General features: G+C 68.5%; 11 protein-coding genes. 5 read left to right on the top strand and 6 right to left on the bottom strand.

The window, feature by feature from the left end:
• Positions 1-332: 332 nt before the first annotated feature.
• Positions 333-1,037 (bottom strand): Fic family protein, encoded by a 705-nt coding sequence (locus tag FNH24_RS05790; protein ID WP_152361172.1) that lies wholly within the window; start codon positions 1,035-1,037, stop codon positions 333-335.
• 108 nt (positions 1,038-1,145) lie between these two features.
• On the opposite strand from FNH24_RS05790, the gene FNH24_RS05785 reads away from it, so the two are divergent.
• The 4 genes from FNH24_RS05785 to FNH24_RS05770 all read left to right on the top strand — a co-directional run bounded on the left by FNH24_RS05785 (position 1,146) and on the right by FNH24_RS05770 (position 4,646).
• On the top strand, positions 1,146-1,895 hold the full coding sequence (locus tag FNH24_RS05785; RefSeq protein ID WP_152361171.1) for a class I SAM-dependent methyltransferase: 750 nt from the start codon (positions 1,146-1,148) through the stop codon (positions 1,893-1,895).
• Positions 1,896-2,015: 120 nt separating this feature from the next.
• Positions 2,016-2,390: a DUF485 domain-containing protein gene (locus FNH24_RS05780; protein WP_246186765.1), complete on the top strand. Its 375-nt coding sequence runs from the start codon at positions 2,016-2,018 to the stop codon at positions 2,388-2,390.
• Positions 2,387-4,015, top strand: a complete 1,629-nt coding sequence (locus FNH24_RS05775; RefSeq protein WP_152361170.1) for a solute symporter family protein — start codon at positions 2,387-2,389, stop codon at positions 4,013-4,015. The genes FNH24_RS05780 and FNH24_RS05775 overlap by 4 nt, the downstream gene beginning before the upstream one ends.
• Positions 4,016-4,103: 88 nt before the next feature.
• The gene (locus FNH24_RS05770; RefSeq protein ID WP_152361169.1) at positions 4,104-4,646 is read left to right on the top strand and encodes a hypothetical protein; all 543 of its coding nucleotides are present in this window, start codon (positions 4,104-4,106) and stop codon (positions 4,644-4,646) included.
• Between the two features lie 99 nt (positions 4,647-4,745).
• Here FNH24_RS05770 and FNH24_RS05765 read toward each other — a convergent pair whose 3' ends face one another.
• Positions 4,746-6,527, bottom strand: a complete 1,782-nt coding sequence (locus tag FNH24_RS05765) for a hypothetical protein (RefSeq protein WP_152361168.1) — start codon at positions 6,525-6,527, stop codon at positions 4,746-4,748.
• 90 nt (positions 6,528-6,617) lie between these two features.
• On the opposite strand from FNH24_RS05765, the gene FNH24_RS05760 reads away from it, so the two are divergent.
• Positions 6,618-7,658 (top strand): SIS domain-containing protein, encoded by a 1,041-nt coding sequence (locus FNH24_RS05760; protein WP_217428051.1) that lies wholly within the window; start codon positions 6,618-6,620, stop codon positions 7,656-7,658.
• A gap of 73 nt (positions 7,659-7,731) precedes the next feature.
• Here the strand turns inward: FNH24_RS05760 and mmsB are convergent, their stop codons facing one another.
• The 4 genes from mmsB to FNH24_RS05740 all read right to left on the bottom strand — a co-directional run bounded on the left by mmsB (position 7,732) and on the right by FNH24_RS05740 (position 13,097).
• Positions 7,732-8,979 carry a multiple monosaccharide ABC transporter permease gene (gene mmsB, locus FNH24_RS05755; protein ID WP_217428050.1) on the bottom strand — a complete coding sequence of 416 codons (1,248 nt, stop codon included), beginning with the start codon at positions 8,977-8,979 and terminating at the stop codon, positions 7,732-7,734.
• 44 nt (positions 8,980-9,023) lie between these two features.
• Positions 9,024-10,577 carry a multiple monosaccharide ABC transporter ATP-binding protein gene (gene mmsA / locus FNH24_RS05750; protein WP_152361167.1) on the bottom strand — a complete coding sequence of 518 codons (1,554 nt, stop codon included), beginning with the start codon at positions 10,575-10,577 and terminating at the stop codon, positions 9,024-9,026.
• A gap of 30 nt (positions 10,578-10,607) precedes the next feature.
• Positions 10,608-11,741, bottom strand: a complete 1,134-nt coding sequence (gene chvE / locus FNH24_RS05745; RefSeq protein ID WP_152361166.1) for a multiple monosaccharide ABC transporter substrate-binding protein — start codon at positions 11,739-11,741, stop codon at positions 10,608-10,610.
• A 249-nt stretch (positions 11,742-11,990) separates the two neighbouring features.
• On the bottom strand, positions 11,991-13,097 hold the full coding sequence (locus FNH24_RS05740; RefSeq protein ID WP_152361284.1) for a LacI family DNA-binding transcriptional regulator: 1,107 nt from the start codon (positions 13,095-13,097) through the stop codon (positions 11,991-11,993).
• Between the last annotated feature and the right edge of the window lie 18 nt (positions 13,098-13,115).

Here is a 13,115-nt window from a genome sequence, read left to right as displayed (position 1 = left end):
ATTGCTGGTCAACAAGGTCTTTTCATTGGGTCGAATTCGAGGTACAAATGTCAGCAAGGAAAAGGACTCGCGGGCACCAAGTATTCGAGAAACGATCTTCCCGGATCGTCCCGGACAGTTGGCACCAGCGAGCCTGATTCCTCGCACGACAACCGAGCACCCACGCGAGGATCACCAACCTTCATGGGTAGTTGCGCCATCGGGCGGCCCGTCGCTGAGAGGGCACGCGCCTTGGCCAACTCTATGGGCAGTGCGCGCTTGGTCACTCGGAGCTGTCGTGCTTGGCGGCGCCCGCTATCCAGCGGGCGCCGTTACAACGTCCGGGGCAGGATTCATGGCCGCGGCCCCACCAGCCGGCCGCCGAGCTGCTCCGCCGCGTGGGTCACCGCCCGGGCGCAGTACGCGATCCACGGCCCGACCCCGGAGACGTCGGCGTAGCCCGCGAGCCGATCGCCGTACTCCTCGGCCAGTTGCCGGTGCCCCGAGCAGACCGGGACGACACCCTGCGGATCCACGCCGCGCGCGATCAGCACCGCCTGCTCGACCGCCCGGGCGACCAACCCGTCGCCGAACCCGAACGGCGACACGGTCGCCACCTCGGCATGCGCGACCGCCGCCAGCACCAGCCCCGGCGCCTCCGTCGGCGTGGTCAACAGTCGCTGCAGGCCGGCCATCCGATCCGCCGCCGCCGGCCGGATCCGGCCCAGCTGATCGTCCGGCACCAGCCCACGCCCGATCAACGCGTGCGCCCGAGCCAGCATCTGCCCCGGTGACCGCAGGATCGTGCCGGCGAGTTCGTGGAGTTCACCGGACAGCCGGATCGCCCCCGGCAGCAGCCGGTCCGGCTGCTCCGCCAGCGCGGCGTTGGCCCGGGCGCCCTCGAGCAGCGACCACGCCCGCTGCTCGGCCGTGATCCGCCGCAGACCGCGATCCCGGAGCACCGCGTCGACCGCGTCCCGCGCGGCCGCCACCGCCGACGGCACTCCCTCCAGGACGGACAGGGCGACCAGGGGATCGTCCCGACGTTCGGCTGTCATGGTTTCAGTCTCCCGCCTGGAGCGTCCGGGCGACACGGCCGGGCCGATCAATGCCGTCTGACCTGCAGAAACGGCCCTGGCCGGAGTCCGGACACTACAGTCAGCACCATGCGTCCCAGCCGATCGACCCCGTTCCCGGCCGAGGCGCCGGCGTGGATGGTCGGCGATCGGCCGGCCCTCGTGCTCGACGTCGGCACCGGCCGCGGCGGGCTGGCCGGCATGCTGCACGAGGCCGGGCACCGGGTCTGCTGCCTGGACCGGAGCGAGGCGGCGGTGCGGCGGCTCGCGCTGCGCAACGCCGGCCCGGTGGTGGTCGGCCAGGTCGAGTCGCTGCCGTTCCTCGCCTGCCACTTCGACGTCGTCACCGCGGCCCAGACCCTGCACCAGTTCGCCCCCGGCCTCGCCCTGTCCGAGATCGCGCGGGTGCTCCGGCCCGGCGGCCACCTGTCCGCTCTGTATGTCACCCGGGACGACACCGTGCCCTGGGTGCAGCGGCTGGCCGCGCTGCTGCAGAAGTACGATCCCGAGGCCATGGCCGGCGACTACGGCGCGGACTCCATCGACTGGATCGCCGACAGTCCCTACTTCGCCGAGGTGACCCGGAGGAACTTCCGCAACTGGGTGCCGGCCGATCGCGACGATCTTCGCGAGATGGTGCAGCGCCGGCCGGCCACGGCCCAGCTGCCGGCCGCGGAGCGGGACCAGCTGCTGGCCCAGGTCGACGAGCTCTATGCCTCGGTCGCCCGGCCGCCGGAGCCGCTGATGCTGCCGTACCAGATCTCCTGCTGGCGGGCGGTAGTTGATCACTCGCAGCTCAACCCGGCCGCGGCCGAGGACGGCGTCCAGATCCGGCTCTAGCACTGCGGCACTCTTGGCGGGTTGCTGGCCAACCGCGAGGGCTAACGATACTGTCGATCTTGGTCGGCAGGGTTGCGGTCCGTCTGCGGCTCGCGGCCTCGTGTCAGTGGGAGGTCATTCGTGGTTCAGCCAACAATCCCGGAGCCGGGTCTTCCCGACGAAGACTCCGGCCAGGAACGTGCCTACGCCAGTGTTGCCCGGAGTCAGGAGTTCGGCGAGCTCAAGCGCCGCTATCTGGGCTTCGCCGTGGTGGCGACGATCGTCTTCATGGTCTGGTACATCGCGTACGTCATCTGCAACAACTGGGCCCGCGACTTCATGAACATCCGGCTGGTCGGGCACATCAACGTGGCCCTGGTCTTCGGCCTGCTGCAGTTCGCGTCGACCTTCCTGATCGCGATCCTGTACGCCCGGCACGCGGGCAAGTCCCTGGATCCGCTGGCCGATGAGTTGCACGACCGGTACGAGAGCGAGAAGGCGGGCGATCCTCGATGATCACGATCATTCCGATGGCGACGGAGAGCAATCGCTTCCTCACCATCGCCCTGTTCCTGGTGATCGTCGCGCTCACCCTCTACATCACCTTCTGGGCCTCGCGGCACACCAAGAACGCGGCCGACTACTACGCCGGTGGGCGTGGTTTCTCCGGCTTCCAGAACGGCCTCGCGGTCAGCGGCGACTACATGTCGGCCGCCTCGTTCCTCGGCATCTCCGGCTCGATCGCGCTGTACGGCTACGACGGCTTCCTCTACTCCATCGGCTTCCTGGTCGCCTGGCTGATCGCGCTGCTGCTGGTCGCCGAACTGCTCCGCAACTCGGGCAAATACACGATGGCCGATCAGCTGGCGTTCCGGATGCGACAGACGCCGGTCCGGGCGGCCGCGGCGAGCTCGACCATCGTGGTGTCGATCTTCTACCTGCTGGCCCAGATGGTCGGCGCCGGCAGCCTGGTCGCGCTGCTGCTGTCCGTCGACAGCCCGTTGTTGAAGAACCTGGTGATCGTCGCGGTCGGCATCCTGATGATCGTTTACGTGACTCTCGGCGGCATGAAGGGCACCACCTGGGTGCAGATCGTCAAGGCGGTGCTGCTGATGGTCGGCACGCTGTTGATCACGATCTTGGTGCTGGCCCAGTTCGGCTTCAACCTCTCCACCCTGCTGGGGGCGGCGGCCGAGAACACCGGTAAGGGCGAGGCGTTCCTGCAGCCCGGTCAGTTGTACGGCAAGACCCTGGTCGGCAAGTTCGACTTCCTGTCCCTCGGCCTGGCCCTGGTGCTCGGCACCGCCGGCCTGCCGCACATCTTGATCAGGTTCTACACCACGCCGACCGCCAAGGCGGCCCGCAAGTCGGTGCTCTGGGCGATCGGGCTGATCGGGGCCTTCTATCTGATGACGCTGGTGCTGGGCTTCGGCGCGGCCGCCCTGCTCGCCACCGGCGACGGTAGCCCGGTGAAGACCTCGTCGGGCAACCTGGCCTCGCCACTGCTCGCTCAGGCGGCCGGTGGCGGTGACACGCTCGGTGGCTCGATCCTGCTGGCGGTGATCGGCGCCGTCGCCTTCGCGACGATCTTGGCCGTGGTTGCCGGCCTGACCCTGACCTCGGCGTCGTCGGTGGCGCACGACATCTACGCCAACGTGATCAAGAAGGGGCGGGCCAGCGAGCGGAGCGAATTGATCGTGGTCCGGATCGCCGCCTTCGTGATCGGCGCGATCGCGATCGCCCTGTCCATCCCGGCGCAGCGGCTCAACATCGCATTCCTGGTCGCCCTCGCCTTCGCGGTCGCCGCGTCGGCCAACCTGCCGGCGCTGATCTACAACCTGTTCTGGCGCCGGTTCAACACCTCCGGGGCGGTCTGGAGCATCTATGGCGGTCTGATCGCCGCGGTCGGTCTGGTGTTCTTCTCCCCCGTGGTCTCCGGCGCCCCGACGTCGCTGATCCCGAGCGCCAACTTCGCCTGGTTCCCGCTGAACAACCCGGGGCTGGTGTCGATCCCGATCGGCTTCCTCTGCGGCTTCCTCGGCACGATCCTGAGCAAGGATCGGACCAGCGAGCTCCGGTACGACGAGCTGTCCGTCCGGGCCCTGACCGGAGCCGGGGCGGAGAAGGAGGTCAAGCACTAGGGCGGGGTCTCCCGCCTTCGCCTCCATTCCCCCGGCGGCCCGAGTGTGCAACCATTCGGGTTGGATCACACGACTCGGGGGAGTTGGTATGACGCTTGAGCTGGATCTACGGCCGGTCCTGATCACCGCCGCCGAGATCCGGTTGACCCTGCTCGCAGTCGCCTTCGTGATCGGCACGGCCGCGGCATCATCCCTGGTCAGCCTGCCGGAGAGCGTCCGTCTGATCGTCTTGTTCGTGCATCTCGGGTCGTTGGTGGTCGGCTTCGGCGCCGTGCTCAGCATCGACTGGTACGGGCTGCTCTGGCTGCGCGGCCGGGCCACCCTGAGCGACATGATCAACCACGCCCACCGAGCCACCACGCTGACCTGGTGCGGGCTGATCGGGCTGTGCCTCAGCGGCATGCTGCTCAGCCCGGACCTCAACTCCCCACTGACCTTGATCAAGATCGGCGCGGTCGCCGGCGCGGCCGCGGTGGGCGTCTGCGCCCTGGCCGCCGGACGCCGGCTGCGAAGCTGGCGGGACAACCCGCCCCGCCAGGTCATGATCTTCGGCCTGGTCCTCGCCGGTGCGTCCCAGGTCTTCTGGTGGACCGCCGTGGTGATCGGCTTCCTCGCCCGCGAAGCCCGCTGATACTTGTCGTTCCCTGAGCCTGTCGAAGGGCAAGCCGAGTTCCCGGGTCCTCTGATCATGCCGGTCAACTTGGCCGGGTAGTCGCGGCCAAATTGACCGCTATCCCGTCGTCGGCCGCGGGCGGAGCTCACCGATCTCGCGGATCAGGCGGGCGGCGGCCAGGTCGCCGGTGAGCAGCCGGAGCCGGTGACCGGTTCCGTCGCGACCCGGCAACGCCCAGTGCGCGCCGGTGGTGGCCGGCAGCGGGTGATCGGCCACCGTGATCAACTCCAGTTCGACGGCCTGCTCCACCGGTGATCCGTGAAGCAGCCCGTCGATCGAGAAGACCCGAACGACGCGGGCCGCGCCGAGCTGCTGCCACGGCAACCGGCTCCGCGACTCGGCCGACCAGAGGAACCGGTCCCGGACCAGTTGCAGCCCGGCCGGCTCGACCTGGATCCCGCTCCGGGCCAGCCGTGCCGGCACCAGCCAGCCGGCGATCCAGACCAGGCCCGCCCCGGCCAGCAACGGCACCGCCGGCCAGATCGCCTGCTGCCACAGCGGCGGGTTGGCGATCGGTCGCGGCCCCCACCAGAACCAGCCGACCAGGACGAAGCTCAGCACCGCCGCCGCCATGATCATCCGCGCCAATCCGCGGCGGGCGACCGGGATCCAACGGACCATCCGTACCGCATCGTCGGATTCACCGGCCTCGGCCTGGCGGACGTGTCGGGAGATCAGCCAGCGCAGTCGCTCGGCCGAGTCACCATCGCCGGCCATGATCAACAACCGCGGCCGGTCGGCGACCAGCCGGCGGGCCTCCACCCCCGGCGGCACCACCCGCGCCCAGCTCGGCAGCGGCGGTTGCTCGGGGCTCCCGTTCAAGATCAACTCGAGCACGGTCGCGGCGCCGTGCCGCTCGGCCGGCTGGTCCTCGAGATCGACCAACGGACCCGGGTCGGGAAAGATGCCGGACCAGGCCCGGAGCTCCGACCAGCCGAGCCGCCACCGGAGGCCGGCCTGCCAGCCGCACCGCTCCCGTCGCACCTCGATCCCGTCCGGTCCGACCCCGACCCCCTGCCGGGCCAACGCGGCCGGCGCGGACCTGATCACCAGCAGCAACACCAGCACGGTGAGCCCGGCCGGCACCAGCAGAAACGGATCGGGCCAGCCGGTCGAGATCCCGGAGGCGACGTAGGACCACAAAGGAAGGTTGGTGACCGCCAGACCGACCAGCGCCGCTAAGCCCCAACGGACGATCCGACCGACCCGCAACGACACCCACGCCTCGCCCGGTCCGACATCCGACTCCGACCGATCGGTCCGCAGCCGGTCGATCGCCGCCCGGAGCCGGTCCACTTCGGCGGCGGGCAGGTCCAGGAGGAGCCGGTGATCGTCGCTGACCTGATCGCCGTTGCCCGGCGCGGCGCCCGGCTCCACCGCGGTACACCAGATCGGGCTGCCGCCCACCGGCACCGGCCGGGTCAGGGTGATCGCCAGCGCAGCATCCGACGCCTCGGTCCCCGACGCCTGCACCGTGCGCCGGGTCCGCGACACCGCCGTGATCACGGCCGGCGGCAACAGGATCCGCCAGCCGCGGAACCACCACCGCGGCTCGGCGAACACCTCCAGCCCGGACTCGTCGACCCGGATCCCCTGCCGGGTCAGGAACCGGGGCAGCAACCGCAGCACGAAGATCAACACGATCAGGACAGCGGCCACGACCACGCCGAGCAGGACGGCCCCGGTCACGGAGTGCGGAGCCACCAGCACCATCGCCACCGCCGCGACCAGCAGCACCGGAACGAGGATCAGCAGCGACCTGGTCAGGTGGCCGCGCTCGCCGGCGCCGAGCCAGACTGTCTCCCGGCCGAGTGGGGCCGTCGGTGGGTGCTGCGTCACGGAGCGACAGGGTACTAGCGGCAAGTCCGATCAGCGTGTGTCAAGGTGGTGCCCGCGGGGACGCGTCCGAGCGCCGCAGAGGAGGACACGATGGCCAATCCTGGGGCCCTGATGGCTGCCGAGATCGCCGAGCAGCCCGAGGCCTGGCGACGACTGTTGACCGAGAGCCGGGAGCAGATCCAGGTCGCGGCGCTACGGATCGCCGACTACCAGCCGCGGTTCGTCCTGTTCGTCGCCCGCGGCACCAGTGATCATGCGGCGCTGTACGCGAAGTACCTGACCGAGATCGTGCACCAGCTGCCGGCCGGTCTGGTCTCGCCGTCCACGATGACCACGTACGGCGCTCGGCCCGACCTGCGGCAGACGTTGATGATCGGGGTCAGCCAGTCCGGTGGGTCACCCGACCTGATCCAGTCGCTGCAGGTGGCACGGGACTGCGGCGCGCTCACCCTGGCGGTGACCAATCAGCCGTCCTCGCCGCTGGCCGAGGCGGCCGAGCTGGACGTCGACATCCTGGCCGGCGAGGAGCGGGCGGTGGCGGCGACGAAGTCGTACACCACCCAGTTGCTGGCGCTCTATCTGCTGCTCGACGCCGTCCGCGGCGGTGACGGCTCGGCGATGGCCGGGCTGCCCGATCAGGCGAGCAAGATCATCGACGACAATGATCATTTCGTCCGGCTGGCCGAGCGCTACCGGTTCGCGTCCCGGCTGGTCAGCACCGGCCGCGGCTATTCGTACCCGACCGCGCGCGAAGCGGCGCTGAAGCTGATGGAGACGTCCTACCTGTCGGCGCAGGCGTTCTCCGGCGCCGACCTGTTGCACGGGCCGCTGGCCATGATCGACCGACAGGTCCCGGTGCTGGCGACGATCAACGGCGGGTCCGGCGGCGAGGCGATGCGGCCGGTGCTGTCCCGGCTGCGTGATCTTGGTGCCGATGTCTGCTGTGTCGGCGCCGCCGACGCCGTCAAGGCCGCTTCGGCGGGCTACGCGCTGCCCGGCGAGATCGCCGAAGAGGTCTCGCCGCTGCTGGAGATCATCCCGTTCCAATTGTTGTCGCTCCACCTGGCCATCGCCCGCGGCAGCGACCCCGACGCCCCCCGCGGCCTGGCCAAGGTCACCGAAACCCTCTGAACACCCCGAGTTGTCAGACTCTGACCACGCTATAGCGTGGTCAGAGTCTGACAAGTCGGGGGTTTGGGTGGGGTTACTTGGAGGCGTTGGCGGCGCGGCGCTTGTTGAAGATGTCGAACGCCACCGCGAGCAGCAGCACGAAGCCCTTGATGAAGGCCTGGGCCTCGGAGCCGAGGCCGAGCAGCAGCATGCCGCTGTTCAGCACGCCCATGATCAAACCGCCGATCATCGCTCCGGTCACGGTGCCGACGCCGCCGGTCACCGCCGCGCCGCCGATGAACACGGCAGCGATCGCGTCCAGCTCGAAGCCGTTGCCGGCCCCGGGTAGGGCCGAGTCGCTGCGGGCGGTGAAGGCGATGCCGGCGATCGCCGACAGCACGCCCATGTTGACGAACAGCCAGAAGTCGACCGCCTTGGTGTTCACGCCGGACAGCTGTGCCGCCAACAGGTTGCCGCCGCGGGCGTACACGTGCCGGCCGAACACCGACCGGGTCATCACCACCGTGTAGCCGAGCACCAGCACGGCCAGGATGATCAACACGATCGGGGTGCCGCGGTAGCTGGCCAGCACGAAGGTGATCGCCAGCAGGAAGATCATCATGAACGCGAGCTTGACCACGAACCACCACAGCGGCTCGTCCTCGAGCTCCAGCTTGACCCGCTTCCGGCGCTCGCGGATGCTCTGCAGCAGCAGCGCGGCCGCGGCGATGAAGCCCATGATCAGCGTCAGCGGCTCGAAGACGGACAGGCCGCCGGCCAGGTCGGGCAGGAAGCCCACGCCGATCTCGGTGTACGCCGGCGGGAACGGCGTGATCGGCACGTTCTGCAGCACCATCTGGGTCAGGCCGCGGAAGGTGAGCATGCCGGCCAGGGTCACGATGAACGCCGGTATCCCGACGTAGGCGACCCAGAACCCTTGCCAGGCGCCGATCAGCGCCCCGATCACCAGGCTGGCGAGGATGCCGAGCCAGACCGGCCAGCCCCAGTTGACGATCAGGATGCCGCTCATCGCGCCGACGAAGGCGACCACCGAGCCGACCGAGAGGTCGATGTGGCCGGCGATGATGATCATCACCATGCCGATCGCCAGGATCAGGATGTAGGCGTTCTGGCCGATGATCGAGGTGACGTTGCGCGGCGTCAGCAGGCTGCCCTGGGTCAGCGCCTGGAACAGCACGATGATCACGACCAGGGCGATGAAGATGCCGACCTGACGCAACCGACTGGCCAGGAAGTTGAGCGCACTGGTCGCCGGCGGGCGCCGCGGCGCGGTCCTCATCGTCTCCGGCGTCTGCTCCTGTGACGGCGTGTTGACCGACATCAGGCCACTCCTCGCTCTGTCCTCGACAGAATCGTGTCCATCGCTCAGGACTCCTTGGTCATGAACTGCATCAACTGCTCCGGGTCGGCTTCCTCGCGGGTCACCTCGCCGGTGATCCGGCCGGCCGACAGGGCGTAGATCCGGTCACAGATGCCGAGCAGCTCGGGCAGCTCGGAGGAGATCACGATGATCGCCTTGCCCTCGCCGGCCAGCCGGTTGATGATCGTGTAGATCTCGTACTTGGCCCCGACGTCGATGCCCCGGGTCGGCTCGTCCAAGATCAACACGTCCGGGTCGGCGAACATCCACTTGCTCAGCACCACCTTCTGCTGATTTCCGCCGGACAGCTTGCCGGTGATCGCGGCGACGTTGGGCGCCTTGATCCGCATCGACTTGCGGTAGTCGTCGGCGATCAGCCGCTCGGCGTTGCTGTCCACCCAGCCCCACTGGGACAGCTTGCCCAGGGCCGAGGCGGAGATGTTGCGCTTGATGTCCTCGATCAGGTTCAGCCCGTAGCGCTTGCGATCCTCGGTGGCGTAGGCGATGCCGTGCCTGATCGCCTGCTGCACGGTCCGGACCTGGATCGGCTTGTCGCGCTTGTAGATCCGGCCGGAGATGTCGTGCCCGTACGAGCGACCGAAGACGCTCATCGCCAGCTCGGTCCGGCCGGCGCCCATCAGGCCGGCGATGCCGACCACCTCGCCGGCCCGGACATTCAGGTTGACATGATCGACGACGATCCGGCTGTGCTCCAACGGGTGATGCACGGTCCAGTCCTCGATCCGCAGCACCTCGTCGCCGATCTCGGGCAGCCGGTCCGGGAAGCGGCTCTGCAGATCGCGGCCGACCATGCCCTTGATGATCCGCTCCTCGGACACGTCCTGGTCGGCATCGCTGCCTTCCACGGGCTCACCGTGCACCTTGAGCGTCTCGATCGTCCGACCGTCACGCAGGATGGTGACCTTGTCGGCGATGGAGCGGATCTCGTTCAGCTTGTGGCTGATGATGATGCAGGTGATCCCCTCGTCCCGCAGACCGCGGAGCAGGTCGAGCAGGTGGGCCGAGTCCTCGTCGTTCAGCGCGGCGGTCGGCTCGTCCAAGATCAACAACTGGACGTCCTTGGACAGCGCCTTGGCGATCTCCACCAACTGCTGCTTGCCGACGCCGATGTCGGTGATCTTGGTCGCCGGGTTCTCCGACAACCCGACCCGACGCAGCAGCTTGGCCGCCTCGACGTTGGTCGCGTTCCAGTCGATCAGGCCGACCCGGGACCGCTCGTTGCCGAGGAAGATGTTTTCGGCGATCGACAGGAACGGGCTCAGCGCGAGCTCCTGATGGATGATCACGATCCCGGCCCGCTCGGAGTCACGGATCGTGGCGAACGTCGCCGGTCGGCCCTCGTAGATGATCGCCCCGTCGAAGCTGCCGTGCGGATAGACGCCGGACAGCACCTTCATCAGGGTCGACTTGCCGGCACCGTTCTCGCCACAGATGGCGTGGACCTCGCCGCGCTCGACCTCCAGGCTGACGTGTTGCAGCGCCTTCACGCCCGGGAAGGTCTTGCTGATGTCGACCATTTCCAGGATGTGATCATTCACCGTGGACTCCTCGGTCACCCGGGCCGCCGGCTACTTGCCCGACTCGACTTCTTCCTTGGTGTAGTACTCCGATTCGACCACGATCTTCATCAGGTTGTCCTTGGTCACGATGTGCGACTGGTGCAGGAAGGACGGCACGACCTTGACCTTGTTGTCGTACGTCGTCGTGTCGGTGACCTTCGGTTCGCGACCGTTCAGCAGGTCATCGACCATCGTCGCGGCGGTCTCGCCCAGGAGCCGCGTGTCCTTGAAGATCGTCGAGTACTGCGTACCTTCCAAGATCAACTTGTCGGACGGCTTCTCCGCGTCCTGACCGGTCACGATCGGGTTCGGGATGGCGGCGGCCTTGGTGGCGTTCAGGATGCCGCGGGACAGGCCGTCGTACGGGGACAGCACGCCGTCGAGCTTCTTGCCACCCTTGGCGTAGAAGCCGTTGAGGATGGTCTCCATCCGGTTCTGCGCGGTCTCCAGCTTCCATTGCTGGATCGCGACCTGGGAGAACTCGGTCTGGCCCGAGCCGACGGTCAGGATGCCCTTGTCGATGTAGGGCTGGATGACGCTCATCGCGCCGTCGAAGAAGAAGTGGGCGTTGTTGTCGTCCGGGCTGCCGGCGAAGAGCTCGATCGTCTTCTTCTCGGCCTGGCCGGTGTCCTTGCCGTCGGCGTCGAGGATGCCGAGGCCCTGCAGCAGCGAGGTGCCCTGCTGCACGCCGACCTTCTGGTTGTCGAAGGTGACGTAGTAGTCGACGTTCGGGGTGCCGTTGATCAGCCGGTCGTAGGCGATCACCTTGACGCCGTCCTTGGCCGCCGCGGCCAGCTGCTGGGACAGCGCGGTGCCGTCGATCGACGCCACGATCAGGGCCTTGGCGCCCTTGTTCAGCATCGACTCGATCTGCTGCTGCTGGTCCGGCACCTTGTCGTTGGCGTACTGCAGCTCGACCTTGTAGCCCAGGCCCTCGAGCTTGGCCTTGACGTTGTTGCCGTCGTCGATCCACCGTTCGGAGGTCTTGGTCGGCATGGCGACGCCGATCAGCGCGCCCTTGTTGTCCCCGCCCTGCGGCGCCTGCGCCCCCGGGTCACCGGCCCGCGAGCCCGCACAGCCGGCCAGCCCCAGGGTCAGGGCCGCAGCCGCGGCCACTCCAGCGATCAATGTGCGACGTTCCACGTGAGTTCCCCTCCGCGATGAATCGGACTCGTCGGAGCGGGGTCGAGAACGGGATCCCCCATCGGTGTTCTCGGCCGGGTCCGGCGCGTGACGGCCAAATGTGACCGGTCACATGCTTACTCTCCGCGACCTCCGGAGTCAAGCGGTCCGGCGTTCGGAGACCGAGTTGTTGTGTCCGAAATCTTGCCGAGACGTCACATCTGCGCCGACACGCCGAAAAACCGGTGCGTTTGTGACGGGTCGGCGGGTTTAGGAGGGGGGTGGTGGGGCGGTGGACTCGCGGATCACCAGGTACGGGAGCAGGCTCTCGCCGGCCGGGGGGCGGGTGGGTTCGGCGGGTTCGGCGGGCGGATCGGAGAGGGCCAGCAGCCGGGTGACACAGCGGCGGCCGAGCTCGGCGAAGTCCTGCCGGACCGTGGTCAGCGGCGGCCAGAAGTGCCGGGCCTCGGGTACGTCATCGAAGCCGACCACGCTGATCCGGCCCGGCACGTCCCAGCCGGCGTCGCGGAAGGCATGGATCGCACCGAGCGCCATCTGGTCATTGGAGGCGAAGAGCGCGGTCAGGTCGCCCTGCCAGGCCAGCTGCTGCCCGGCGCGATAGCCGAAATCTGCAGTCCAGTCGCCCAGGATCGGCGCGGTCGCGGACAGGTCGGCGTCGGACAACTCGAGCAGGAAGCCCTGCATCCGGGCGTCGGCCTCGAGCCATTCCTGCGGCCCGGCCAGGTGATAGATGTCGCGGTGGCCGAGGTCGATCAGGTGCCGGGTCGCCGCCCGGGCCCCGGCCAGCTGGTCGACGAAGACCTCGTGCGGATCGTCGTTGGCCCGCGAGTGCAGCAGCACGTACGGCAGATCCAGGGCCAGTTCATCCAGCGCGTGCAGCACCCGCTGCTGCGGCGCGATGATCACGATCCCGTCCACCCGGTAGTCGGCCTGGGCGCTCAACGCGGCCCGGATCTCCTCCGGATCGGCGCTGATCAGATTGGTGGTGTTGACCAGGTAGCCGACCTTGCGAGCAGCCTCCTCGATGCCGACCACGGCCGCGCCCGGCCCGTACTGGGTGCGCTGCGAGGCGACCACGCCGATGGTGCCGGAGCGGCGGGTGCCGAGCGCTCGGGCGATCCGGTTCGGCCGGTAGTGCAACTGCTCGATCGCCTGCTCGACCTTGCGCCGGGTCTCCGGCCGCAGGCTGGGATGGTTGTTGATCACCCGCGATACGGTCTGATGGGACACACCGGCCAGCCGGGCCACATCCCTGATGCTGGCCGGCTGATCTCGTTGACCCGAGGCGGTCACCAATTCCCCGGACAGTCGATGTGACCGATCACATCGCTCACTATAGGGCCGACCGGCCGGCATCGGATCGGGCAGGATGAC

This window comes from Microlunatus speluncae (assembly GCF_009299835.1).
Lineage (GTDB): Bacteria > Actinomycetota > Actinomycetes > Propionibacteriales > Propionibacteriaceae > Microlunatus > Microlunatus speluncae.
This window is presented reverse-complemented; position numbering and strand designations above follow the sequence as displayed.

Bases quoted from the DNA above. Each gene is read 5' to 3' on its own strand.
- FNH24_RS05790 (WP_152361172.1), bottom strand. From the start codon at position 1,037: ATGACAGCCGAACGTCGGGACGATCCCCTGGTCGCCCTGTCCGTCCTG.
- FNH24_RS05785 (WP_152361171.1), top strand. From the start codon at position 1,146: ATGCGTCCCAGCCGATCGACCCCGTTCCCGGCCGAGGCGCCGGCGTGG.
- FNH24_RS05775 (WP_152361170.1), top strand. From the start codon at position 2,387: ATGATCACGATCATTCCGATGGCGACGGAGAGCAATCGCTTCCTCACC.
- FNH24_RS05770 (WP_152361169.1), top strand. From the start codon at position 4,104: ATGACGCTTGAGCTGGATCTACGGCCGGTCCTGATCACCGCCGCCGAG.
- FNH24_RS05760 (WP_217428051.1), top strand. From the start codon at position 6,618: ATGGCCAATCCTGGGGCCCTGATGGCTGCCGAGATCGCCGAGCAGCCC.
- mmsB (WP_217428050.1), bottom strand. From the start codon at position 8,979: ATGTCGGTCAACACGCCGTCACAGGAGCAGACGCCGGAGACGATGAGG.
- FNH24_RS05740 (WP_152361284.1), bottom strand. From the start codon at position 13,097: ATGCCGGCCGGTCGGCCCTATAGTGAGCGATGTGATCGGTCACATCGA.